Here is a 24,236-nt window from a genome sequence, read left to right as displayed (position 1 = left end):
TCTATTCATGACTTAATAATTCTTGTTTTAATTGATCAATTTGACCTTTAACCGAACCATCAAAAACTTGATTCCGTACTTTAACTTTAATACCGCCAATTAATGATTTATCAATCTTGTTAACAACTTTAATCTTATGTTTAATGACTTTCTCAATTTTCAATTTTATTTGATTTATTTGTTGGTTTGAAAGTTCTATTACTGAATAAATAATGCCATAGTTTACATCTTGATATTCATTACATAATTTGCGAAATTCTTTTAAAATGAAACGAACACACTGGAAATGATGTTCATCAATCAACAAAAAGAAAAAATTTAACATATATGGTTCAATATGATTTTTAAAAGTTTCGCTAATAATTTGTTTACGTGTTTCAATAGTTAAATTACTACTACTAGTAATATCAATAAATTCTGAATAAGTAGTAAAAATATCAATTAATTTATTACTTTCTTCAGCAAATTGAGTAATTTTTTTTATTTCTCTTGCTAATTGAAAAAGACCATTACTTCATTGATTAGCTAATCATTCATCTATCATTTAACTTCACCACTATTCCAAATTCTTAATAAAATCAGTAATTAATTGTTCATGTTTTTTAGCATTCATTTCAGCGCCAATAATTTTTTTAGCTGCTTCTAATGCTACTACTTTGATTTCCTCGTTAATCTTTGCTTCTGCCTCTTTACGAGCACGAACTAAATCACGATTTGATTGATTAGTAATACGCATACTCTCTTCTTGCGCTTTATCAATAATTTGTTTACGCTTATTGTAACCATCATTTTGTGCATTAGCAATAATTTCCTGAGCTTCAATTTTAGCAGCTTTTAATATTTGACTAACTTCACCACGATCTTGATTAGCTAATGATTGCTTGCAAGCAGCATCATCAAGTTTTTCTTTAATTACTAAATGTCGCGAATGTAAAGACTTACGAAACGGAGCATAAACTCATCTTCAAAGTACCATTAATAAAGTTAATGTTGCAAAAATATGAGCAATAAAAACAGGAAGATTGGGAAATAATTGATTAACAATATCATCACCTGATACTAAATCATTGAAATTAAAATTCATAAAATCACCTACTTTTTAATATTTTTTGGCTTTTATCCCTTTATGTACTATTTTTAAATTTTATCACATAAATGGAGATAAAAGCCAATATAGGAAATTATCCCCACATGTATCTAAATCAAACACAAAATTATAGTTTCAAAACTAGGTATCTTATTGAATTTATATGCAGCTTCTTTTGCATATAAATGAATATTGTGTTTTGAAACTTTTATGTGTGTTCGGAAAGTTTGTCGGATGTGTTTTCATGCAGATTCAATCTGGTTTGTGTTTACACCTGTTGATGACACATAACCAACTTCATGATTTACGATTTCATGTTTGTGATAGAAGTTTTTGAAACTTCCATATCCCTTCCAAGAATCCGTAAATAAACAACACCCAGTAGAAATGTGTTTCAATACAAATCATAAAAGGTTTTTCTCATCTGCTTTTTTCAATACTTTCACAATTATTTTGTTGCTGGTTTTCTCATAAACTCCAACAATCAAGGTTTTATTCAACAAGGATCTTCCTTGTTTTTTTAAAACCTACATGTGAAAGATACATTTCATCCATCTGTGCTGTGCCATCATCAATGAACCCTGCATCTTGATTCCAAATTCTAGTTCTGATTTCATGACCCATTCTTCAAGCTGTTTTATATGCCACACCCAATTCCCTTGCAACATCTTTTGATGGTATACCATTCTTTGTGTTTATTCATCTAAAGATGAGATAAAACCAAGATGTCAAAGGTGTTTGTGACTTGTGAAAAACGGTGTCATGAAGAATACTAAATGTTTGATGACATTTCAAACATCTTATTCTTCTCAAATCAGAAACATTCAAACTAGAAGAAGCACACCTGATACATTTCATTACTTTCAACTTCGCTATATATTTCAAACAATCGTTTTCATTTTGAAATATGCTATTGAATTCATTTCAATTCATTTTTTCCTCCACACTAGTACATGTGGGGATAATTTCCTATTTTTTAATACCTTATGCTACAAATATTAAAATTACAGAAACAACCAATCCATAAATAGCACCTGACTCGGCAATAGCTGCACCAATAACAAATTGTGTTCTAATTTTAGATTCTACTTCAGGATTACGAGCAACCGCTTCAACAGCTTTACCAGCAGCAAAACCTTGACCAATTCCACTTCCTGCACAAGAAATAGTTGAAATTCCGGCTCCAACAAACTTTAAATTCATCAATCCATTAGGATCAGCTGCTAAATGATTAAAAAAATGAAAGACATGTGTCATTACTGTTGTTAATAATTCCATAATAAATAAATTCTCCTTTTTATGTTTTATTTTTTTTCCATAATTGAACGTTCGGTATAAATTTCTTCTTCATGATTTATTGCTTGTTGTTTACGAAGTTTTTTTGGTAATTTAATAGTAAGTTCTCCCTTATGAGAACTTACTTCTTCCATTTGTAACTTCCAATAAACAAGAGTTAAGGTCCCAAAAATTAAGGCTTGGATACTTCCGGCAAATAAATCAAAATAAATATGTAAAAATGGTCCAATTACACCAATTAATAAATTCATCTGACCAATAATTGGGATATTACTTCAAATATTAGCAGTTACCCCATAAAGCATTGCCAAAATAATACTTCCGCCTAAAATATTACCAAATAAACGAAAAGATAAAGAAATCAAAGGCGCAAATTGAGTAATTAATTCTAGAGGGTTAATAATAAATTTTTTAAAAAATAAAAGTTTCTGAAATTTAATAGCAATATAATATATTCCAATAAAAGTAACTAATGCCATTGATAAAGTAACCGTATACATTGATGACTGCGGTTCAAAACCAATAATCGATAATCAATTACCAATTAAAATATAACCCATTACATATAACAAATAAACTGTCAGGTTTTTATACTTTACACCAAGAACATCAACAACAATTCTCTCAACTGATTTAATTATTAATTCAACAACTAAAACAATACCTCTTGGATCTTCATCAGGCTTCATTCGTTTTACTTTATAATAATAAATATAACTAATAACACTGATAAAGACTGTTGTTATCAAAATTGTTACCAATTGTGGCATAATTTGTAAATAGTTCCAACTTTCCAATCCAGCTAAAGTTTCCATTTAAATTCCTTCTTTTAAGTTATTTTTTTGATATACACATAATGTTGCAGTAATAGTAGCAACCATTAATATTGACATTCCGGCAATTATAGTAAAAATATTAGCAAAATTAAAGAAAATATTCAAAACTATAATTGAACCATAAATTAACATTCTTAATAAGAATCCAAAATATGCTAAGGTTTGTTTTAAATGTATTCCGCTGGTTAATCATTTTGACGATAAATATAAAAAGCATAACCCAATCATACTTCCTACAAAACCAATATTAAATCCAGCAATTAATAACCAATGGTTTGTATTAATTATAACAGTTATAATTAATCCTACATTAATTAATAATCAATAGCATAACATTGTAAAAAGTATTGAAAAAAAAAGGTTATTTCTAATTTTTTCCATTAAAATATTTATTTAGTTCCAAAAATTCGATCACCAGCATCACCCAATCCAGGTACAATATAACCATCATCATTTAATTTTTTATCCAACGCTGCTAAAAAAATCTTAACATCAGGATGATTATGATTAATTTTCTTAATAGCTACTGGCGCTCCTACAATGGAAACTAAAGTAATGTTTTTAAAACCTACTTTTTTTAATTCTTTAATAGCGGCATCAGCAGTACCACCAGTAGCAAGCATTGGATCTAAGATAAATACTAATGCATCACTTATATTTTTAATATTTTTGGGATATTTAAAAAAATATTTTTGTGGTTTTAAAGTTTCTTCATCACGATAAAGACCAACATGACTAATAATTGCATTAGGTACTACATACTCAAATCCATTTGTCATCCCTAATCCTGCTCTTAAAATCGGAGAAAGAATGATTGTCTTGGTTAATGTTTTACCAATAACTTTAGTAATGGGTGTTTCAACTTCAATTTCATCAAGAGGAATATCTTTAAATACTTCATAAGCCATTAACGTTGCAATTTCGCTTAAATTCTCTTTGAAATCTTTTTTTTGGGTTAAGTGATTTCTAATTCTTGTTAATTTATCTTGTATTAAAGGATGATTAACAATAAACAGATTTTTACTACTTTCCACTAAAAACACTCCTTTATCTTTAATGCGTATATTTTCAATAATTTAAAATATATACTAATATGAGATTTTACGCCTTTTAATTTATAAATCAATAAAATAACAATAAAAATAACGAAAAAAGATAAAAGATTTATTCAAAAATTATTTTTTTAATTGGCAATAACATTCTTATAGTTCAAAATTAATTAAATAAAAATATAATTTATAAATTTTATTTTAATAACTTTGTTTTTATTTTAAAAAATATAATCTAAAATATAAATTTAATAAATTTCTTTTATTGATATAGAAAATTATATATTTTAAATAAACTATTAATAGTAATTTTTGTCTTATTTTTATCAAAAAAAATCTTATGTTAAAATTAAAATATAAAACTTCATACAAGTTTTTAAACTATTATTTTAATTTTAAAATAAATAGTTTTTTTATTTTGAAAGGAGAAAAAATGAAAAAAATTAAAAAATAATTTACATATACAGGTGGAATATTAGGTGGTAGTACAGCATTAGGTGGTATAAGTTATTTTTATTATGATTTAATTTCAAAAAATAAGGAATTTTTCCATGATCCAGAAGCAGGAATGGCACTCTTTGGAATAATGGTTACTATAGCAGGTTCAACTTTTATTGGAGCATTTTTAGGCTCTAAACTAGGGTATGGAATTGGCACTTCCATTTCAATATTTATGATAAATGTTTTCCGACAAATATTTCTGATATTAATGTTGAAAGTAATAACGAACAACAAATATCTGAAAGAACTCCATTATTAAGAAATAACGATATAACAAGTATTAATAGTGAACAATTACCAATAATTAATCAAAATCATTGTCAATTAACTTTTTAATAAACTTAAGACATATTCCTTAAATAAATTTAATCAATTGTCAATAATAATATTTATAAATTTTTTAGTGTTAATAATTATAGAAGTTAATATTTTTTTATTTTAATGGTTTTGTTTTATTAAAAATTTCACAAAGTAAGTTAAATCTTAAGTACATAAGTCTAAATATACTTTTTCTACATTTATTTATTAAAATTTCGAATCTTTTTAATCAAGCAAAAACATGTTCAACTTTAATTCTAATTTTTGAAATAATTTTATTGTAGATTTTTTCTTGTTTAGTTAATTTTTTATTTTTAGTTTTTTTAATTGGTAATATAGTATTTTTATAAATATTTTGTATTCCTTGATATCCCAAATCACCAATAATTATTGTTTTTTCTGAAAATTCAAGATTTGATTTTTTTAATATTTGAAAATCATGTACTTTTCCATTATCAGCGAAAATATCAACAATTTTTTTATTAAAAAAGTCATATATAATTTGAAATTTTATAGAAAACATTCAACTTTTACCAGAAAATAGGGGCTTTCCTAAAAACTGTGTTTTTTAAATAAATTTTAGTTGTAAAATCACTAAGTTACACAGATTACTAAACATTACCGAAAAATTCTAACTGTAGTTTTTTTTAGTTGGTCTTTCAATTTCAATTTCAGTTGAATCAATTAAATAAAATTGAAATTCATTTAAATCTTCTTGTTTTTTCTCAATTTTTGATTTATATTTTGTTTTTAAAAACTGATAATCTTTGTCATCGCTAAGTTTATTTTCTACTCAAGTAATATTTCGAAAACAACTTGATGCACTCATTTTATATTTAATACTCATTTGGAAAAAAGTATAATATTCTTTTCAGTATACTAAATTCATCATCAATCTTTCTTCAACTGAAAGTTTATATTTTCTACCTTTAGTTTTTTTTAAATTTTCTATTTCAATTAATTTTGTTAACATTTCATCAAAATGAAAACGCTTTATACCAAAATATCTATAAAATTGTTCATTTTTTAATTTTTTTAAATTTTCAAAATTCATTTTTATCAACACCTTATTAATTTATTAATAAAGAAATTATAAAATAAATTTTAAATTATTAATTGACTTTTAAAAAATTTATTTACGGAATATGTCTTAAGTTTCATTTACCATTAACTTGAACATAAGTTAAATCATTAACAATAACTTCATTTTTAAGCCTATTATTAAAGTATCTATTAACAAGATTAGTAATTTGACTATCATTGACTTTATTATGATAATTTTTGTATGATAATTTAGTGTATTTTGATATTAAATTATGTTTATTCATAATTTTTTTAATTTTTCGTCTTGATAAATTAATTTTCTTTTCTTTTAGAACAACTTTTAATCTTCTTGTTCCATAAGCTTCTTTATTTTCTTTAAAAGCACTAATAACAGCTTCATCATACATATTATTTTGAATTTTATCTTCTTTTTTCTTGAAATTAAAATAATATGTTGATTTAGAGATTTTTAAAAAACGACACATTGTACGAATTTTATATTTAACTTTATTTTTAGTAATAATTTCTATTTTATGCATATTATTAGTGTCGCTTGCTTTAAAATATCATTTTCCATTCTTAATTTAATTAATTCATTTTCTTCAACAGAACGGTTATCTTTGGTTTTGAAACTGCCTGAATTAGTAAATTGCTTAATTCAATTATAAGTAGCTGCTCTTGTAACATTGTACTCTTTAGCAAGACAAGACACTGACTTACCACTTTGATATAAAGCTGCTATTTGTTTTTTTAATTCATCTGAATATGGGTTAATATTGGCCGTAATTATAATTCCTTTCTTTTAACTAATTTGTTCACTTGTCTACGTAATTAGTATCCAATAAAGTGTCACCCATCCAGTTAACATTTCATCAAAATGAAAACGTTTTATACCAAAATATCTATAAAATTGTTCATTTTTTAATTTTTTTAAATTATTAATTGACTTTTAAAAAATTTATTTACGGAATATGTCTATATTTTCATTTACCATTAACTTGAACATAAGTTAAATCACTAACAATAACTTAATTTTTAAGCCTATTATTAAAGTCTCTATTAACAAGATTAGTAATTTGACTATCATTGACTTTATTATGATAATTTTTGTATGATAATTTAGTGTATTTTGATATTAAATTATGTTTATTCATAATTTTTTTAATTTTTCGTCTTGATAAATTAATTTTCTTTTCTTTTAGAACAACTTTTAATCTTCTTTTTCCTATAAGCTTCTTTATTTTCTTTAAAAGCACTAATAACAGCTTCATCATACATATTATTTTGAATTTTATCTTCTTTTTTCTTGAAATTAAAATAATATGTTGATTTAGATATTTTTAAAAAACGACACATTGTACGAATTTTATATTTAACTTTATTTTTAGTAATAATTTCTATTTTCTGCCTATTATTAGTGCTGCTTGCTTTAAAATATCATTTTCCATTCTTAATTGTTTTAATTCTTTTCTTAATTTAATTAATTCATTTTCTTCAACAGAACGGTTATCTTTGGTTTTAAAAATGCCTGAATTAGTAAATTGCTTAATTCAATTATAAGTAGCTGCTCTTGTAACAGTGTACTCTTTAGCAAGACAAGACACTGACTTACCACTTTGATATAAAACTACTATTTGTTTTTTAAATTCATCTGAATATGAGTTAATATTGGCCATAATTATAATTCCTTTCTTTTAACTAATTTGTTCACTTGTCTACGTAATTAGTGTCCAATAAAGTGTAACCCATCCATTGTTAACATTTCATCAAAATGAAAACGTTTTATACCAAAATATCTATAAAATTGATCATTTTTTAATTTTTTTAAATTTTCAAAATTAATTTTTATTAACACCTTATTAATTTATTAATAAAGAAATTATAAAATAAATTTTAAATTATTAATTGACTTTTAAAAAATTTATTTACGGAATATGTCTTTAATAAAAATAAATGTTGGTAATTTACTAACATTTATTATTTATGATTAAATAACAATAAAAAAAAGTTACTGTTTAACACCCATTTTTTTTCATTTCTTCATATAACTTATTATTATTTCTATTATTTCGTGTACCAAATTGATGATTAAAAGAAGTAAACAAAGGATAAGAAAACCCAAGTTCTACTAATTTTTTAATACATTTAAAATAATCTTCTTTTAATGGTAAAACAACTTCAGTAACTTTCTTTTTTCATGGTTTTTTATATTGAATACCACTATAAATATCATTTAATTCACGAACAATAAAAGCATAAATTACACCAACACCAACTTACATAAAATTATGTTTATTTGGATGAGGATATTCAAAAATTTTAATATGTAAAAACAAATGTTCTAATAAATTACAATAAACTAATCGATCAGCATATTGATAGGCAAATGGTGACTTTTGAGCTCATTTGGGAGTAGATAACAAAATTGCTTTATCTTCATCAATATGATTAATATATAAGCCTTCTTTTCCCCTTGTTATTCCTTGTGATTTCTTAGACATTGTTGCATCTGAAAAATAATTTTTTGAAATACATCCATATTTTTTTTTAAAAAATTACAAACATTTTCATAATTAATTGTTAATAACTTTTCTACTTCTGACATGCTTACCCCATACTATACTACTTTATTTTTATGATAATAATGAAAATTAAGTTATCTTTTTTATTACCCAAAATAATATAAATTAATCTTTAACAAATGCTAAGACAAAACTAAAACTACCATGTAATAAAAAATGATAATCATCTTCAACAGCATTAACATTAATATGAACATCATCAAATGTTTTAATAGATTCTGATAAAATATGACCTTCTACATTAACAACATAGTCACTATCTTGTTTTGCTATTGGAACAATAGCGTTAATTTTACTTTCAATTAATGATAAACAACGTAAAGCAATTGTTTCACCAAAAGTAGTGGTATTAATTTTAATTTTTTCTTCTTGCTTATCAATATTAATATTACTAATGTCTTTAGCCTTTGGTACTAATTTTACACAAGCATTAAAACTATCTTTTAAAAAATTACTATTATTTGAAGCAGATACATTAACAGTAAGTGATTCAAATTTATTAATTTTAGCATACATATCATCATGATTAAGAATTGTTATTTTATAATCAGTACCATTTTCTTGCTTTTTTCCTTCTGGAACTAATTTACTAATTTCAGTTTTTACTTTAGTTTTAAATTTAATTAAAGCTGTATTATAAATATCTTTATTTAATTCAACAGGAGCATTAGTAACTTCCATATTAATATTACTAATATCAACATATTTTTGATTTGCATCATTTACCTTATCACATGCAATAAGCGGTAAAGAAATAATGCTCGTTAAAAACATCGCTTTAAATACTTTTAATATTTTTCTCATATTTTTTCACCTATTATTCTCTCGAAAAAACTAATCTTCTTAGTTTTAACTTTATATTTCTTAATTATTTTTGATTATTAACTGATTATTATTTTGTTTTCTTGAATATTTTTTATAACTATTTGTTCAAATAAAAATATAGTAAATTAAAATGGAAATTATCCCCACATGTACTAGTGTCGAGGAAAAAATGAATTGAAATAATTTTTCAATAGCATATTTCAAAATGAAAACGATTGTTTGAAATATATAGTGAAGTTGAAAGTAATGAAATGTATCAGGTGTGCTTCTTCTAGTTTGAATGTTTCTGATTTGAGAAGAATAAGATGTTTGAAATGTCATCAAACATTTAGTATTCTTCATGACACCATTTTTCACAAGTCACAAACACCTTTGACATCTTGGTTTTATCTCCTCTTTAGATGAATAAACACAAAGCATGGTATACCATCAACAGATGTTGCAAGGTAATTGGGTGTGACATATAAAACAGCTTGAAGAATGGGTCATGAACTCAGAACTAGAATTTGGAATCAAGATGCAGGGTTCATTGATGATGGCACAGCACAGATGGATGAAATGTATCTTTCACATGTAGGTTTTATTCAACAAGGAAGAACCTTGTTGAATAAAACCTTGATTGTTGGAGTTTATGAGAAAACGAGCAACAAACTAATTGTGAAAGTATTGAAAAAAGCAGATGAGAAAAACCTTTTATGATTTGCATTGAAACACATTTCTACTGGGTGTTGTCTATTTACGGATTATTGGAAGGGATATGGAAGTTTCAAAAATTTCTATCACAAACATGAAATCGTAAATCATGAAGTTGGCTATGTGTCATCAAGAGGTGTAAACACAAACCAGATTGAATCTGCATGAAAACACATCCAACGAACTTTCCGAACACACATAAAAGTTTCTAAACACAATATTCATTTATATGCAAAAGAAAATGCATATATATCTAACTAAAGTAATGTTTACTCATAAATAATGTAAAATAATAATATGTAATTTAAACAGTTTTTGAATTTAAAATTACAATTCAGCAATATTTAAAATATATTACGAAGATTAAATTATGCCAAAACCATACAGTGAATACTTACGAAGAAAAGTAATAGAAGCATATGAAAGTAAAAACATAAAAATTAAAGAAATTTGTAAAGTGTTCAATATTACTAGAAAGACTTTTTTCTTATGAAGAAAAATAAAAAAAGAAACTGGGCATATAAAACCAATTTTGAATTATCAAAAAAGACATAGCCACAAAATAAAGGATTTAGATGAATTAAAAAATTATTTAGCGCAAAATAAAGATGTTACAGTTCAAAAAGTAATTGAAAAATTTGGTGATATGACCAAAGAAACAGTTTATAACTATTTCAAAAAACTAAATTATACATATAAAAAAAATTTTCTATATGAACAAAGAGATAAAAATAAACAAGAATATTTTTTAAAAGAAATAGCTAAAATAATGAATGAAGATTTAGTATATATTGATGAATCTGGAATTGATGATAATGAATTTTATAAATATGGTTGATCTGAAAAAGGTAAAAGATTATTTGATAATAAACCCGCATATAAAATAAAAAGAATGAGTATAATTCGTTCACTAAATAAAGTTAAATTAAAAGCCCTATGAGCATTTGAAGGACATTGCAACAGTAAAATTTTTGAATCATATGTAAAAAATATAATCATTCCAGTATTAAAGCATGGACAAATTATAGTTTTAGATAATGCAACGTTTCATAAATCTAAATTAACACAACAATTAATTGAAAATGCTGGATGCAAACTATTATTTCTTCCGCCATATTCTCCTAATTTAAATCTAATTGAACATTTTTGATTCGCTATAAAACATAATATAAGAAAAATATTACCAAATTATTGACCAAATATTAAAAAAGCGATTGATTTTGTTTTTCAAGATATGAGTAAACATTACTTTAGTTAGCTATAAATTCAATAAGATACCTAGTTTTGAAACTATAATTTTGTGTTTGATTTATATACATGTGGGGATAATTTCCTAGATAGGCTTTTATCTCCGTTTATGTGATAAAATTTAAAAATAGTACATAAATGGAGATAAAAGCCATTAAAATATTAATATAACCTATTAATACTGATACTAAACCAAAATATAACAATAGGCTAACTTTAAAAGAAGAAAAAGAAAAAATAATTCCTAAAGTAATTAAAAAAAGCCAGTAAATTGAATAAACTTTCAAGTATTAAATTTAAAGTTTTTTTTGACATAATTTTGCTTCTAATAATATATTTTGTATAATTATATCATTTTCACAAAAAAAGCAAAATTTTTAATTATTAAATAATAATTGTTATAAACTAATAACATGAACAGAAAAACTAATTGCTTCTTCATATTTATTAAAAAGAAAAAATAAAGGTTTATTTTGAAAATTAATTTCAATACCAATATATTTTTGTTTATTTTTTATATAATTATTTTTTTCTCAAAAAAATGTAATACTTTTAACATCAACTAATGGTATTATTTGTAGTTCAAAAGAATCAATAAAATAAAGATTATTTTGTGAAATTAACAAGTCTATTTGATTTAAAGGTATAAAATCTGATGATTTGATAAGATTAACGTCTTTAATTTTATAACGTAAAAATAATTTTTTGGCAGCACTATATTCAGTTTTTAGCAAAATATTTTGGCCAGAAATCTTATTAAGTTCTTCATACTTTCCCAAAATTACTTTGTCACTATAATAAATATCTTCTTTAATTTTTTCTATTGAGACTGGTAATTCTTTAGTATTTATTTTTTTTAATTTTAAGTATTTATATAAAGTATTTATATCTTTAGTAATTTTTAATATTTTATTTTGTTTATTTTTTTTAATTAATAAAATTAGTGCAATTAATAAAATCAATATTATTGTTCATGCAATAATAATTAAAATTATTCATCAATTCATAGTATTATCTCCTTTTTTAATACTGTTATCTAATTATTATCTAATAATTTTATCATTAAAACTATTAAAAATAGTTGATGGTTTATTTGTTAAAATCTCACCTGCTACTCTATACCTTAAATTAGGCAATTTTATATTATGATAATCGTTAATTGGTTGTTCATTACTTAAATTACAACTTGTAGCTACTAAAGGCCCTGTTAATTTAATTAATTTTTGAATAAAATGTGAAGCACTAACTCTAATCGCTATTGTCTTTTTATTTATTCAATATGATGTGTTTAAACTAGGTTGTTTTAAAACTATAACAGTAACTTTACCAGCACTAAAATTATTTATTAAAAATGACTGTAATTGATCGCTAATTATACCAATGCTTTTAGCTTTCTCTCAACTAGCAACTAAAATTGGCATTTCTTTACTATAATCACGTTTTTTAATTTGATAAATTTTATTAATAGCTTTGTCATCATCAAATTTACAAACAAGACCATAAATTGTATCTGTTGGTAAAGCAACCACTTCGCCATTAGCGATGATTTGGCTAATTTCTTTAATTTGATTTAGCTGTAAAGTTATCACGAAAACACCACTATAAATTTTAACTAAATTATACACCTATTATTTTAAATATAATAGTTGTTTCAAAATAATGAATAAAAAACTTATAAATAATATTTGTAATTTAAAATAAACCTTAAAATTACTAATTAAGGATTGGAAAATAATTAATTAATGGTTTAATAAACATCTTAATTTAATATATAGCTAACTAAAGTAATGTTTACTCATAAATAATATAAAATAATAATATGTAATTTAAACAGTTTTTGAATTTAAAAGTACAATTCAGCAATATTTAAAATAGATTAGGAAGATTAAATTACGCCAAAACCATACAGTGAAGACTTACGAAGAAAAGTAATAGAAGCCTATGAAAGTAAAAACATGAAAATTAAAGAAATTTGTAAAGTGTTCAATATTACTAGAAAGACTTTATTCTTATGAAGAAAAAGAAAAAAAGAAACTGGGCATATAAAACCAATTTTGAATTATCAAAAAGGACATAGCCACAAAATAAAGGATTTAGATGAATTAAAAAATTATTTAGCGCAAAATAAAGATGTTACAGTTCAAAAAGTAATTGAAAAATTTGGTGATATGACTAAAGAAACATTTTATAACTATTTCAAAAAACTAAATTATACATATAAAAAAACTTTTCTATATGAACAAAGAGATAAAAATAAACAAGAAGATTTTTTAAAAGAAATAGCTAAAATAATGAATGAAGATTTAGTATATATTGATGAATCTGGAATTGATGATAATAGACATATTCCGTAAATAAATTTTTTAAAAGTCAATTAATAATTTAAAATTTATTTTATAATTTCTTTATTAATAAATTAATAAGGTGTTGATAAAAATAAATTTTGAAAATTTAAAAAAATTAAAAAATGAACAATTTTATAGATATTTTGGTATAAAACGTTTTCATTTTGATGAAATGTTAACAAAATTAATTGAAATAGAAAATTTAAAAAAAACTAAAGGTAGAAAATATAAACTTTCAGTTGAAGAAAGATTGATGATGGCTTTAGTATACTGAAAAGAATATTATACTTTTTTCCAAATGAGTATTAAATATAAAATGAGTGCATCAAGTTGTTTTCGAAATATTACTTGAGTAGAAAATAAACTTAGTGATGACAAAGATTATCAGTTTTTAAAAACAAAATATAAATCAAAAATTGAGAAAAAACAAGAAGATTTAAATGAATTTCAATTTTATTTAATTGATTCAACTGAAATTGAAATTGAAAGACCAACTAAAAAAACTACAGTTAGAATATTTTTCTGGTAAAAGTTGAATGTTTTCTATAAAATTTCAAATTATATATGACTTTTTTAATAAAAAAATTGTTGATATTTTTGCTGATAATGGAAAAGTACATGATTTTCAAATATTAAAAAATTCAAATCTTGAATTTTCAGAAAAAACAATAATTATTGGTGATTTGGGATATCAAGGAATACAAAATATTTATAAAAATACTATATTACCAATTAAAAAAACTAAAAATAAAAAATTAACTAAACAAGAAAAAATCTACAATAAAATTATTTCAAAAATTATAATTAAAGTTGAACATGTTTTTGCTTGATTAAAAAGATTCAAAATTTTAATAAATAAATGTAGAAAAAGTATATTTAGACTTATGTACTTAAGATTTAACTTACTTTGTGAAATTTTTAATAAAACAAAACCATTAAAATAAAAAAATATTAAAAATATTTTTTTAAAAATTTAAATTTTTATCAAGTTAATATAAAAATAATATTAACAATTTTTGTGTTTGAAATATAAATTTATTTTTAAAGTATTTTTTTAAAAATATTAACTTCTATAATTATTAACACTAAAAAATTTATAAATATTATTATTGACAATTGATTAAATTTATTTACGGAATATGTCTAATGAATTTTATAAATATGGTTGATCTGAAAAAGGTAAAAGATTATTTGATAATAAATCCGCATATAAAATAAAAAGAATGAGTATAATTGGTTCACTAAATAAAGGTAAATTAAAAGCCCTATGAGCATTTGAAGGACATTGCAACAGTAAAATTTTTGAATAATATGTAAAAAATATACTAATTCCAGTATTAAAGTGTGGACAAATTATAGTTTTAGATAATGGAACGTTTCATAAATCTAAATTAATACAACAATTAATTGAAAATGCTGGATGCAAACTATTATTTCTTCCACCATATTCTCCTAATTTAAATCCAATTGAACATTTTTGATTTGCTATAAAACATAATATAAGAAAAATATTACCAAATTATTGACCAAATATTAAAAAAGCGATTGATTTTTTTCAAGATATGAGTAAACATTACTTTAGTTAGCTATAAAAGGTTTTTGATTTAGTAAATTAAGTTTAAAATTATTACTTAAGTTATTTTTTAGGGAAATAATTAAAATATTAGTGAAATTTACTTTTATAAATGAAGTTATTTGAATTTTATTAGCATAGGAGTCATCAATTAAGAATATATATAAGGGGATGTTTCAGTTCTCATTTGCTATAAAACTTTTATTAAAAGTAATCATTAAAAATTTATTTTGTAAAAGATTAATATTGGGAAAATAATTATTTTTTAATTGTGAATTTATAATAAAAAGGAGTTGTTGACATCATTGGTAGTCACTTTCTATTTTAAAAGTATCATCCAATGCAAAACTAATATCACTATAATAATTAAATTGTAATTTAAATAAATTATCACTAAGAAAACTATTCAAATTACTTTTAAAATTATTTGAATATAAAGACACCTGATATTGATAAGTAATAAAAGAAAATATTTTTTTGAGTAATGTTACTAATTTCTGAATTTATATTTGGAAATAATTGACTGTCAACTTTAATATTAAGTAAACAAATGAAATTAAAATAATTGGTTTCGAGGCTTTTTAAAAATCTGTGTATCTTTTTACAAAGTTACTAGTTTAGATTAATTCTATCTTCAAATTTTATCATAAAATGAGCAATTGCTGTATTTCAATTTTGAATGGGCATTGTTCATTTTTTTGTTATATTTTCAATTGCTAAGTAAAATATTTTAAAAACTGCCATATCATTTGGAAAAAATTTTTTATTTCTAATAACTTTTCGTAATTGACTATTAACAGATTCAATAGCATTTGTTGTATAAATCACTCTTTTGATTTCTGCAGGATAACTAATAAAAACCATTAAATTATCTCAATTTTTATATCATGATTTAGTAATGTTTAGTAATCTGTGTAACTTACAAAAATAACTATGTTTAATTAATTCTAGTAAATAAAATTAAATAACTAGAAAGAGTGAGTTACGTATGTCTAAAAAACAAAATATTAATAATAATGATCCAATATCAAAAGCAGTAGATTTATTATTAGAAAATACTGAAGATTTAACAACAGTTTTTAAAGAAGGAGGTTTATATAAAGAATTAACAAAAAGATTAGTTGAAAAAATGTTGAATTATGAAATGCAAAATTATTTAGGATATTAAAAAAAATCAACATAATAATAGTGAAAATGCTCGTAATGGTATAAGTTCAAAAAAATTAATAACTCAACAAGGTAAAATTGAGATTAATGTACCACGAGATCGTAATAGTAATTTTGAGCCAGTAATAGTCGCAAAAAGACAAAGAAGATTTGACAGTTTTGATCAACAAGTTCTTTCATTAGACATATTCCGTAAATAAATTTTTTAAAAGTCAATTAATAATTTAAAATTTATTTTATAATTTCTTTATTAATAAATTAATAAGGTGTTGATAAAAATGAATTTTGAAAATTTAAAAAAATTAAAAAATGAACAATTTTATAGATATTTTGGTATAAAACGTTTTCATTTTGATGAAATGTTAACAAAATTAATTGAAATAGAAAATTTAAAAAAAACTAAAGGTAGAAAATATAAACTTTCAGTTGAAGAAAGATTGATGATGACTTTAGTATACTGAAAAGAATATTATACTTTTTTCCAAATGAGTATTAAATATAAAATGAGTGCATCAAGTTGTTTTCGAAATATTACTTGAGCAGAAAATAAACTTAGTGATGACAAAGATTATCAGTTTTTAAAAAAAAATATAAATCAAAAATTGAGAAAAAACAAGAAGATTTAAATGAATTTCAATTTTATTTAATTGATTCAACTGAAATTGAAATTGAAAGACCAACTAAAAAAAACTACAGTTAGAATATTTTTCTGGTAAAAGTTGAATGTTTTCTATAAAATTTCAAATTATATATGACTTTTTTAATAAAAAAATTGTTGCTATTTTTGCTGATAATGGAAAAGTACATGATTTTCAAATATTAAAAAATTAAAATCTTGAATTTTCAGAAAAAACAATAATTATTGGTGATTTGGGATATCAAGGAATACAAAATATTTATAAAAATACTATATTACCAATTAAAAAAACTAAAAATAAAAAATTAACTAAACAAGAAAAAAACTACAATAAAATTATTTCAAAAATTAGAATTAAAGTCGAACATGTTTTTGCTTGATTAAAAATATTCAAAATTTTAATAAATAAATCTAGAAAAAGTATATTTAGACTTATGTACTTAAGATTTAACTTACTTTGTGAAATTTTTAATAAAACAAAACCATTAAAATAAAAAAATATTTTTAATATTTTTTTAAAAATTTAAATTTTTATCAAGTTAATATAAAAATAATATTAACAATTTTTGTGTTTGAAATATCAATTTATTTTTAAAGTATTTTTTTAAAAATATTAACTTCTATAATTATTAACACTAAAAAATTTATAAATATTATTATTGACAATTGATTAAATTTATTTACGGAATATGTCTATTATATGCCAAAGGCATGACTTTATCAGATATTAGAATGCAGTTACAAGAGCTATATCATGGTGCTGATATTAGTGAAAGTGTTATTAGCCAAATTACTGATGATTTTATTGATGATGTTAAAGCATGACAAAATCGGCCATTAGAAAGTGTTTATCCGATTGTTTATTTTGATTGTATAGTAGTTAAAGTACGACAAGATAAACTAATTATTAACAAATCAGTTTATATAGCACTAGGAGTTGATTTAGAAGGTAAAAAAGATGTTTTAGGCTTATGAATTAGTGAAAATGAAGGTTCTAAGTTTTGATTATCTAATTTCACAGAAATGAAAAATCGAGGCTTAAATGATATTCTTATTGCTTGTAGTGACAATTTAACAGGAATGTCAGAAGCAATACAATCAGTTTATCCTAAAACCGAACATCAATTATGCACAGTTCATCAAATTAGAAATAGTTTAAAATATGTTTCATACAAACATAGAAAATCACTAGTTACAGATTTAAAACCAATTTATAGTGCATGTAGTGAAGAACAAGCAATGCAAGCTTTAGAATCTTTTGAAAGTAAATGAAATAAACAATATCCTCAAATTGCTAAATCATCATATAAAAATTGAGATAATTTAATGGTTTTTATTAGTTATCCTGCAGAAATCAAAAGAGTGATTTATACAAAAAATGGGTAATGTTTAGTAATCTGTGTAACTTAGTGATTTTACAACTAAAATTTATTTAAAAAACACAGTTTTTAGGAAAGTCCCAAAAAATGCTATCGAATCTGTTAATAGTCAATTACGAAAAGTTATTAGAAATAAAAAAGTTTTTCCAAATGATATGGCATTTTTTAAAATATTTTACTTAGCAATTGAAAATATAACAAAAAAAATGAACACTGCCCATTCAAAATTGAAATACAGCAATTGCTCATTTTATGATAAAATTTGAAGATAGAATTAATCTAAACTAGTAACTTTGTAAAAAGATACACAGATTTTTAAAAAGCCTCAATTGAAATACAGCAATTGCTCATTTTATGATAAAATTTGAAGATAGAATTAATCTAAACTAGTAACTTTGTAAAAAGATACACAGATTTTTAAAAAGCCTCTCAATAAAGGTTACTTTTTTTTGTACTAAAAGAACAGCAACCTTGTTAAATGTTTAATCTTATCTATTATAAAACTTTTTATTATTTATGCAATATTTTTAATATTATTAATTAATTTATAATTAATAATATTAAAAATATTATCTTCGTGCACGCATTTTCCAACATGAATATCATTAATACTGTTTTTTAATAAAACATTAACATTTTCTAAATTAACTCCACCAGCAGCAAGAATTTTTATTGGTAAATTTAGTTTCTTTAATTCTTTAAATTTATTAATATTATTCACAATATTATCTTGACCACCAGAAGTTAAAACTGTAGTAACACCTAATTTTACTAACTGTTCTAAAGCTTGTTTTTTATTAAAAATTTCATCAAAAGCACGATGAAAAGTTATTTTTAAAGGCTTTGCTAATTTAATAATTTCACTTATTCTTTCAACATCAATATTATTATCTTTAGTTAAAATGCCACAAACAATACCTGATGCATGAGTTGTTTTAATAAATTCAATATCTCTTTTAAAGATTTTAAAATCATTATCAGTAATATTAAAACCATTATTATTTCTAACCATAACCATTACTGGTTTCAATGAAATTTTACATGCTTCAGCAATCAATTAATAACTTGGATTATAACCACCAAATTCCATAGCAGTACAAAGTTCAACTTGATCAGCTAAATAATTATTAATTTTTTCTATATCTTTTTTATATTAACTTGATAAAAATTTAAATTTTTTAAAGATGTAGCTATTACTTCTAAAAACATAAAATATTTATCACCATCTTATTTTTTTGGTAAATAAGTTTTCAATAAACTAACTTTATCTAATTTCTCTCAAGGTAATTGTAAATCATTTCTACCAAAATGACCATAAGTTGATAATTGTTGATAATTTTGTTTAAATAACTCTAATTTATCAATCATAGCACTAGCAGAACAATCAAAGACTTGATAAATTATTTCTGTTAATTTTTCCTCTGTTAAACCCGAAATAATAGTTTGATGAGTATTAACAAATATTGCAATTGGTTCAGGAGTTCCAATTGCATAAGCTAATTGTACTTCACAAATCTTTGCTAATTTAGCAGCAGCAATATTTTTAGCGATATACCTAGCATAATAAGCACCCGTTCTATCAACTTTAGTGGGATCTTTCCCTGAAAAAGCTCCCCCACCATGACAAGCAGCTCCACCATAAGTATCAACCATTAATTTTCTTCCTGTTAAACCAGTATCACCAGCAGGTCCGCCAATTACAAATTTACCGGTTGGATTAATTAAATATTTAAAATCAAGATTTAAATGATATTTATTAGCAATATATTGCATAATTTCTGTATGAATAAATGTTTTAAATTGTTTTTCATCATAATTTGCTTGATGTTGAATGCTCATTAAAATAGTATGTATTTTTAAATTTTTAGGGTCTTCTTGATCAATAGTAACTTGCGCTTTCATATCAAGAAGTACATACTTAAATTTTTTTTCCTTTCGTAATTTTGTAGCTCGTTTAATTAATTCATGTGCTAAAACAATTGCTAATGGCATATATTCTGATGTTTGCTGACATGCATAACCAAACATTATTCCTTGATCACCAGCACCAATTTGATGATTTTTTAATTCAACACCTTGTAAAATATCAGGTGATTGTTCATGAATTAACACTTTAATTTCACAAGTAAAACCATTGAATCCAATTTCATCATTTATATAACCAATTTCAGTAATAACTTTTCGCGCAATTGCTTGATAATCAACTTGAGTGTGACTATGAACTTCACCACCAATTAAAACAAAATTTGTAGTAATAAAAACCTCACATGCTACTTTGGCATGTGGATCTTGTTTTAAAAAAGCATCCAAAATTGCATCAGCAATTTGATCGCAAATCTTATCAGGATGACCAGGAGCAACAGACTCACTAGTAAAAAGAGGATGGGTAATATTAGGTATTAATTTCATATTTTTTAACCTTTCTCAAGTAAAATATTTTTTGTAATTCATGGCATAATTTCATTATCAAATATATCTTTAATATTAGGTTCATTAATTAAAGCATGTTTACCATCAAAAATAAAAACATAACTATGATGTTTCTTCCAATATTTTTTATTAATTTTAAGTTGATGAAAATCACTAAATACATCATCAGCGCTTTGCAAGATTAACGTTGGAAGTTTTGAATTACTAATTTCCATTATACTTTTTTTATTAATTTTTTTAAATTGTAGTAAAAAACGTAATGATCAATTTTGACGATTACTATATCTTTGATTTATATTAGTAATATGAGCATTATTACTAGAAATATATTTATTTTCAACATAGATTGGCATTTGAATATTAGAATTAAAAATAAAAGCAAAACAAAAACAAATAATAAAAATTAATGAAAATTGATAAAGATTTTTTTTAGTTACTAAATTACTAGTAATTAACGCTGATACTTGTGAATTATTTTTAACAGCATGACTAGCAATAGCTGCGCCTAATGATTCACCAAAAACAATAATTTTTTGATTGGGATATTTATATTTTACTGCACTTATTATATCTTTTAAATCATTAATATCAGTACCTAATGATTTAAATTTTCAATCTTGTCCATTTTTACCATTACCTCTTCGATCATAAGTAATCAAAGATAGTTGTGATTTTTTACAAAAAGAACTTAGTAATTTAAAATCATCTTTTTGACCTTGCAAGCCATGAGCACAAATAATAATGACTGTACTTTTATCAACCATTTGCTTAAATAATTTTACTTCATAACCATCACGTAAAATAATTACCTTTTCTCGTATTTCAGCAGCTTGTTGTACATGAATATTGTCTTTAATTTTTGCCATTAATAAAATTCTTAAAATTATTAAAATTACTAATATACTAATCCCAATTAAAATCGAATATAAACCATTTTGTTCAGTAAAAAAATTAGCATTGTTTCATATCATGTTAAAGTTAGTCCCTTCCTATATTTGTAATTATTCGTAAATTTTAAAATTAGCTGCTTGTGGATGAATAAAAATACGTTCAATTTTTTGTGCTTTATTTGTTTCATCATTAATAGTTAATAAAATAGCTGAAAATTGACCTTCGCCATCTGCTGGACTAAATTTGGCCGGCATACTTTTTTTATCACGAATAATAACTTCTTCAGCTTTAGAACCAATAATAGAATAAAACGGGCCTGTCATTCCAACATCACTAATAAAAGCGGTACCTTTTGGTAATAAACGATTATCTGCTGTTTGAACATGAGTATGAGTTCCTACCACACAAGTAACTTGACCATCAAAATTTCAAGCAAAAGATAACTTTTCTGCTGTTGCTTCAGCATGAAAATCAATAATATGAATGTCACTTTTTTCTTCACTATTTTGTTTATCAATCGTAATAAGTTGTTCAAGAGCAAAATAAGGATTATCAGATTTATCCATGAAAGTACGACCAATTAAGTTTGTTACACGCACTTTTTTATTACCAACTTTAACTAAAATTGTACCATTACCTGGATGATAAGGATTATAATTTAAAGGACGCAATAAATCGGGAGTTGTATTAATATACTTAGCAACATCAGGATGACCAAAAATATGATTACCGGTAGTAATAATATCAATACCAGCATTTTTTAATTCATCATAGTGTTTTTTACATAATGATTTACCATGCGTAGTATTTTCGCCATTCGCAACTACTAAATCAATCTTAAATTGATTTTCATATTCATTTTTTATTTTAGGAATTCAATATTTAACCATTTGTCTACCAACAATACTGTAAATATCACCAATTATTAAAATTTTCATTAATTTCCACCTGCTTTATTCTATTTTATCAATTTCTTGTAAAACTTTAATAAAATTATACTTTTCCGTATATTTTTCATATATTACTTGTCGTTGTTTATATTTTTCATAAAGATGCAACTTACTTTCATATTTATTTAATAAAATAATAACTTTTTGTAGACTATCATGAACAGCCGTTCGTGATACTTTTTGTAAATCAGCGATTTCTTGTAAAGATAAATTCTCAATAAAGTAATTTGTAAAATATTGTTTTTGTTTTGCTGTTAATAATGTATTATAAAAAGCAAATAAACTATAATATAAAACTTGTTTTTCTAAATTATTCATTTTCATACTCCACAAACAAATCACTTGTTAAACTAAAAATATACTTATCTAAATCAAACTCTTCCAAGTCATTAATACCTTCACCAAAACCCATTAATTTAACAGGAATATCCAATTCTTCCTTAATAGCAAGAATAATACCGCCTTTAGCAGTGCCATCTATTTTTGTTAAAATAATGCCAGTCAAAGAAACAATTTTCATAAATTCTTGCGCTTGATTAATACCGTTTTGTCCAGTTGTACCATCAATTACTAACAATGTTTCATTAGCTTCATGTCCTAATTTATGAGTAATAATTTTATTAATCTTTTTCAACTCCTGCATCAAATTAACTTTATTTTCTAATCTTCCTGCCGTATCAACAATAATAACATCACAACTTTCAGATTTAGCTGCTTCAATTCCAGCATAAACAACACTAGCTGGATCTTGCTTTGGTGTTCCTAAATAACAAGGAATTCCAATTCTTTCTGCTCAAATTTGTAATTGTTCAACTGCACCAGCACGAAAAGTATCAGCAGCAACTAGAATTGGTTTTTTACCTTGTGTCTTTAATTTAGCTGCTAATTTAGCTGCTGATGTTGTCTTACCATTACCATTAACACCAACAACTAAAAATAACGAAATATTATTACTACTAAAATTTAATCTTGTAGAAACCAACTGACCATCAGTATAAATAACAAACATTTTATCAATAATAATATCATTAATATCTTTTGGTTTTGTTAATTTTTGGATTTTGGCTTCATGACGAATTTCATCAGTAATAGTTTCTGCCATTTTGTATCCAACATCTGCTAAAATTAATACTTCAGTTAATTCTTCAAAATATTGTTCATCAAGTTGATGATAACGCGCTGCTAATGCTTTAATTTTAGATGCAAATAATGTTCTTGACTTTTTAAGGCCCTGATCATATTTAGTTGTCTTTTGACCAAATAATTTTGTCTTTAAATTTTTAAAAAATGCCATATTTTCACCTACATTGTTTATTATACCAATAAATAACTAGTTATTTATGACATTAATACTTTAATTTTATTAAAATATTAATAATATGATT

General features: G+C 23.4%; 41 protein-coding genes. 13 read left to right on the top strand and 28 right to left on the bottom strand.

From position 1 onward, the window contains the following. Window position 1: 1 nt before the first annotated feature. The 19 genes from ABWV63_RS08985 to ABWV63_RS08895 all read right to left on the bottom strand — a co-directional run bounded on the left by ABWV63_RS08985 (window position 2) and on the right by ABWV63_RS08895 (window position 9,517). Window positions 2-544 carry a F0F1 ATP synthase subunit delta gene (locus ABWV63_RS08985; RefSeq protein ID WP_353306078.1) on the bottom strand — a complete coding sequence of 181 codons (543 nt, stop codon included), beginning with the start codon at window positions 542-544 and terminating at the stop codon, window positions 2-4. Between the two features lie 12 nt (window positions 545-556). Further along, on the bottom strand, window positions 557-1,084 hold the full coding sequence (atpF, locus tag ABWV63_RS08980) for a F0F1 ATP synthase subunit B (RefSeq protein WP_353306077.1): 528 nt from the start codon (window positions 1,082-1,084) through the stop codon (window positions 557-559). Window positions 1,085-1,197: 113 nt separating this feature from the next. Further along, window positions 1,198-1,590, bottom strand: a complete 393-nt coding sequence (locus ABWV63_RS08975; RefSeq protein WP_353306076.1) for a transposase — start codon at window positions 1,588-1,590, stop codon at window positions 1,198-1,200. Further along, window positions 1,580-2,020, bottom strand: a complete 441-nt coding sequence (locus ABWV63_RS08970; RefSeq protein ID WP_353306075.1) for a hypothetical protein — start codon at window positions 2,018-2,020, stop codon at window positions 1,580-1,582. Before ABWV63_RS08970 ends, ABWV63_RS08975 begins: the two co-directional genes overlap by 11 nt. Window positions 2,021-2,071: 51 nt before the next feature. Further along, on the bottom strand, window positions 2,072-2,290 hold the full coding sequence (gene atpE / locus ABWV63_RS08965) for an ATP synthase F0 subunit C (protein WP_353307234.1): 219 nt from the start codon (window positions 2,288-2,290) through the stop codon (window positions 2,072-2,074). Between the two features lie 101 nt (window positions 2,291-2,391). Next, window positions 2,392-3,198 (bottom strand): F0F1 ATP synthase subunit A, encoded by an 807-nt coding sequence (locus ABWV63_RS08960; RefSeq protein ID WP_353306074.1) that lies wholly within the window; start codon window positions 3,196-3,198, stop codon window positions 2,392-2,394. Continuing rightward, the gene (locus ABWV63_RS08955; RefSeq protein WP_353306073.1) at window positions 3,199-3,600 is read right to left on the bottom strand and encodes a hypothetical protein; all 402 of its coding nucleotides are present in this window, start codon (window positions 3,598-3,600) and stop codon (window positions 3,199-3,201) included. Between the two features lie 8 nt (window positions 3,601-3,608). Beyond that, on the bottom strand, window positions 3,609-4,253 hold the full coding sequence (upp, locus tag ABWV63_RS08950; protein ID WP_353306072.1) for a uracil phosphoribosyltransferase: 645 nt from the start codon (window positions 4,251-4,253) through the stop codon (window positions 3,609-3,611). Window positions 4,254-4,784: 531 nt separating this feature from the next. Next, on the bottom strand, window positions 4,785-4,925 hold the full coding sequence (locus ABWV63_RS08945; protein WP_353306071.1) for a hypothetical protein: 141 nt from the start codon (window positions 4,923-4,925) through the stop codon (window positions 4,785-4,787). A gap of 277 nt (window positions 4,926-5,202) precedes the next feature. Further along, entirely contained in the window at window positions 5,203-5,610 is a 408-nt protein-coding gene (locus ABWV63_RS08940) for a transposase family protein (protein WP_353306070.1), read from the bottom strand. Between the two features lie 108 nt (window positions 5,611-5,718). Beyond that, a complete protein-coding gene (locus tag ABWV63_RS08935; protein ID WP_353306069.1) occupies window positions 5,719-6,141 on the bottom strand; it encodes a transposase family protein in 423 nt (140 codons plus the stop codon). A gap of 82 nt (window positions 6,142-6,223) precedes the next feature. Then, on the bottom strand, window positions 6,224-6,616 hold the full coding sequence (locus ABWV63_RS08930) for an IS3 family transposase (protein ID WP_353306068.1): 393 nt from the start codon (window positions 6,614-6,616) through the stop codon (window positions 6,224-6,226). A 41-nt stretch (window positions 6,617-6,657) separates the two neighbouring features. After that, window positions 6,658-6,843, bottom strand: coding sequence for a hypothetical protein (locus ABWV63_RS08925; RefSeq protein ID WP_353306067.1), 186 nt, complete (start codon window positions 6,841-6,843; stop codon window positions 6,658-6,660). Between the two features lie 316 nt (window positions 6,844-7,159). Beyond that, window positions 7,160-7,285 carry a hypothetical protein gene (locus ABWV63_RS08920; RefSeq protein WP_353306066.1) on the bottom strand — a complete coding sequence of 42 codons (126 nt, stop codon included), beginning with the start codon at window positions 7,283-7,285 and terminating at the stop codon, window positions 7,160-7,162. 28 nt (window positions 7,286-7,313) lie between these two features. Further along, window positions 7,314-7,487 carry a hypothetical protein gene (locus tag ABWV63_RS08915; RefSeq protein WP_353306065.1) on the bottom strand — a complete coding sequence of 58 codons (174 nt, stop codon included), beginning with the start codon at window positions 7,485-7,487 and terminating at the stop codon, window positions 7,314-7,316. A 41-nt stretch (window positions 7,488-7,528) separates the two neighbouring features. After that, entirely contained in the window at window positions 7,529-7,807 is a 279-nt protein-coding gene (locus tag ABWV63_RS08910) for a transposase (RefSeq protein WP_353306064.1), read from the bottom strand. 47 nt (window positions 7,808-7,854) lie between these two features. Next, the gene (locus ABWV63_RS08905; protein ID WP_353306063.1) at window positions 7,855-7,986 is read right to left on the bottom strand and encodes a hypothetical protein; all 132 of its coding nucleotides are present in this window, start codon (window positions 7,984-7,986) and stop codon (window positions 7,855-7,857) included. 421 nt (window positions 7,987-8,407) lie between these two features. After that, entirely contained in the window at window positions 8,408-8,632 is a 225-nt protein-coding gene (locus ABWV63_RS08900; RefSeq protein ID WP_353306062.1) for a hypothetical protein, read from the bottom strand. Between the two features lie 186 nt (window positions 8,633-8,818). Next, complete coding sequence (locus ABWV63_RS08895) at window positions 8,819-9,517, bottom strand: hypothetical protein (protein ID WP_353306061.1); 699 nt, start codon at window positions 9,515-9,517, stop codon at window positions 8,819-8,821. 267 nt (window positions 9,518-9,784) lie between these two features. On the opposite strand from ABWV63_RS08895, the gene ABWV63_RS08890 reads away from it, so the two are divergent. The 3 genes from ABWV63_RS08890 (at window position 9,785) to ABWV63_RS08880 (ending at window position 11,489) form a co-directional block, all read left to right on the top strand. Continuing rightward, complete coding sequence (locus ABWV63_RS08890) at window positions 9,785-9,988, top strand: hypothetical protein (RefSeq protein ID WP_353306060.1); 204 nt, start codon at window positions 9,785-9,787, stop codon at window positions 9,986-9,988. A 6-nt stretch (window positions 9,989-9,994) separates the two neighbouring features. Continuing rightward, a complete protein-coding gene (locus ABWV63_RS08885; protein WP_353307233.1) occupies window positions 9,995-10,492 on the top strand; it encodes an IS1595 family transposase in 498 nt (165 codons plus the stop codon). 109 nt (window positions 10,493-10,601) lie between these two features. After that, window positions 10,602-11,489 (top strand): IS630 family transposase, encoded by an 888-nt coding sequence (locus ABWV63_RS08880; RefSeq protein ID WP_353306059.1) that lies wholly within the window; start codon window positions 10,602-10,604, stop codon window positions 11,487-11,489. A gap of 388 nt (window positions 11,490-11,877) precedes the next feature. On the opposite strand, the gene ABWV63_RS08875 is transcribed toward ABWV63_RS08880, so the two are convergent. Together ABWV63_RS08875 and ABWV63_RS08870 are read right to left on the bottom strand one after the other, a co-directional pair. After that, window positions 11,878-12,486, bottom strand: coding sequence for a hypothetical protein (locus tag ABWV63_RS08875; protein WP_353306058.1), 609 nt, complete (start codon window positions 12,484-12,486; stop codon window positions 11,878-11,880). Window positions 12,487-12,522: 36 nt separating this feature from the next. Continuing rightward, window positions 12,523-13,068 carry an L-threonylcarbamoyladenylate synthase gene (locus ABWV63_RS08870; RefSeq protein WP_353306057.1) on the bottom strand — a complete coding sequence of 182 codons (546 nt, stop codon included), beginning with the start codon at window positions 13,066-13,068 and terminating at the stop codon, window positions 12,523-12,525. Between the two features lie 366 nt (window positions 13,069-13,434). Here ABWV63_RS08870 and ABWV63_RS08865 point away from each other — a divergent pair, with 366 nt between their 5' ends. From ABWV63_RS08865 to ABWV63_RS08845, 5 genes are all read left to right on the top strand, one after another. Continuing rightward, window positions 13,435-13,833, top strand: a complete 399-nt coding sequence (locus ABWV63_RS08865) for an IS630 transposase-related protein (protein WP_353306056.1) — start codon at window positions 13,435-13,437, stop codon at window positions 13,831-13,833. A gap of 73 nt (window positions 13,834-13,906) precedes the next feature. Beyond that, complete coding sequence (locus ABWV63_RS08860) at window positions 13,907-14,353, top strand: transposase family protein (RefSeq protein WP_353306055.1); 447 nt, start codon at window positions 13,907-13,909, stop codon at window positions 14,351-14,353. Between the two features lie 7 nt (window positions 14,354-14,360). Continuing rightward, window positions 14,361-14,768, top strand: a complete 408-nt coding sequence (locus ABWV63_RS08855) for a transposase family protein (protein ID WP_353305977.1) — start codon at window positions 14,361-14,363, stop codon at window positions 14,766-14,768. 195 nt (window positions 14,769-14,963) lie between these two features. Then, the gene (locus ABWV63_RS08850; protein WP_353306054.1) at window positions 14,964-15,134 is read left to right on the top strand and encodes a hypothetical protein; all 171 of its coding nucleotides are present in this window, start codon (window positions 14,964-14,966) and stop codon (window positions 15,132-15,134) included. Between the two features lie 12 nt (window positions 15,135-15,146). Then, window positions 15,147-15,410 carry a transposase gene (locus ABWV63_RS08845; protein WP_353307232.1) on the top strand — a complete coding sequence of 88 codons (264 nt, stop codon included), beginning with the start codon at window positions 15,147-15,149 and terminating at the stop codon, window positions 15,408-15,410. Window positions 15,411-16,009: 599 nt separating this feature from the next. Here the strand turns inward: ABWV63_RS08845 and ABWV63_RS08840 are convergent. Next, window positions 16,010-16,261 (bottom strand): transposase, encoded by a 252-nt coding sequence (locus ABWV63_RS08840; protein WP_353306053.1) that lies wholly within the window; start codon window positions 16,259-16,261, stop codon window positions 16,010-16,012. A 124-nt stretch (window positions 16,262-16,385) separates the two neighbouring features. Between ABWV63_RS08840 and ABWV63_RS08835 the strand changes: the two genes are divergently transcribed. The 5 genes from ABWV63_RS08835 (at window position 16,386) to ABWV63_RS08815 (ending at window position 18,587) form a co-directional block, all read left to right on the top strand. Next, the gene (locus ABWV63_RS08835; protein ID WP_353306024.1) at window positions 16,386-16,565 is read left to right on the top strand and encodes a hypothetical protein; all 180 of its coding nucleotides are present in this window, start codon (window positions 16,386-16,388) and stop codon (window positions 16,563-16,565) included. Further along, complete coding sequence (locus tag ABWV63_RS08830; protein WP_353307231.1) at window positions 16,561-16,764, top strand: transposase; 204 nt, start codon at window positions 16,561-16,563, stop codon at window positions 16,762-16,764. The genes ABWV63_RS08835 and ABWV63_RS08830 overlap by 5 nt, the downstream gene beginning before the upstream one ends. A gap of 78 nt (window positions 16,765-16,842) precedes the next feature. Next, window positions 16,843-17,190, top strand: coding sequence for a transposase family protein (locus tag ABWV63_RS08825; protein WP_353306052.1), 348 nt, complete (start codon window positions 16,843-16,845; stop codon window positions 17,188-17,190). Window positions 17,191-17,434: 244 nt separating this feature from the next. Further along, complete coding sequence (locus ABWV63_RS08820) at window positions 17,435-17,695, top strand: transposase family protein (RefSeq protein WP_353306051.1); 261 nt, start codon at window positions 17,435-17,437, stop codon at window positions 17,693-17,695. A gap of 172 nt (window positions 17,696-17,867) precedes the next feature. Further along, entirely contained in the window at window positions 17,868-18,587 is a 720-nt protein-coding gene (locus ABWV63_RS08815; protein ID WP_353306050.1) for an IS256 family transposase, read from the top strand. A gap of 507 nt (window positions 18,588-19,094) precedes the next feature. On the opposite strand, the gene ABWV63_RS08810 is transcribed toward ABWV63_RS08815, so the two are convergent. The 6 genes from ABWV63_RS08810 to ftsY all read right to left on the bottom strand — a co-directional run bounded on the left by ABWV63_RS08810 (window position 19,095) and on the right by ftsY (window position 24,145). Then, a complete protein-coding gene (locus tag ABWV63_RS08810) occupies window positions 19,095-19,598 on the bottom strand; it encodes a copper homeostasis protein CutC (protein ID WP_353306049.1) in 504 nt (167 codons plus the stop codon). A 209-nt stretch (window positions 19,599-19,807) separates the two neighbouring features. Next, window positions 19,808-20,989 (bottom strand): methionine adenosyltransferase, encoded by a 1,182-nt coding sequence (metK, locus tag ABWV63_RS08805; RefSeq protein WP_353306048.1) that lies wholly within the window; start codon window positions 20,987-20,989, stop codon window positions 19,808-19,810. Window positions 20,990-20,994: 5 nt separating this feature from the next. Further along, window positions 20,995-21,876 carry an alpha/beta fold hydrolase gene (locus tag ABWV63_RS08800; RefSeq protein WP_353306047.1) on the bottom strand — a complete coding sequence of 294 codons (882 nt, stop codon included), beginning with the start codon at window positions 21,874-21,876 and terminating at the stop codon, window positions 20,995-20,997. 135 nt (window positions 21,877-22,011) lie between these two features. Next, window positions 22,012-22,839 carry a TIGR00282 family metallophosphoesterase gene (locus tag ABWV63_RS08795; protein ID WP_353306046.1) on the bottom strand — a complete coding sequence of 276 codons (828 nt, stop codon included), beginning with the start codon at window positions 22,837-22,839 and terminating at the stop codon, window positions 22,012-22,014. Window positions 22,840-22,854: 15 nt separating this feature from the next. Continuing rightward, window positions 22,855-23,169, bottom strand: a complete 315-nt coding sequence (gene ylxM, locus ABWV63_RS08790) for a YlxM family DNA-binding protein (protein WP_353306045.1) — start codon at window positions 23,167-23,169, stop codon at window positions 22,855-22,857. Continuing rightward, window positions 23,162-24,145, bottom strand: coding sequence for a signal recognition particle-docking protein FtsY (gene ftsY, locus ABWV63_RS08785; RefSeq protein WP_353306044.1), 984 nt, complete (start codon window positions 24,143-24,145; stop codon window positions 23,162-23,164). The genes ylxM and ftsY overlap by 8 nt, the downstream gene beginning before the upstream one ends. Window positions 24,146-24,236: the final 91 nt, after the last annotated feature.

The sequence above is a fragment of the Spiroplasma ixodetis genome, assembly GCF_040369795.1.
In the GTDB taxonomy this organism is placed as follows: Bacteria; Bacillota_I; Bacilli_A; order Mycoplasmatales; family VBWQ01; genus Spiroplasma_E; species Spiroplasma_E ixodetis_B.
Note: the sequence above shows the minus strand (reverse complement) of the source record. Positions and strands in the feature narration are given on the sequence as shown.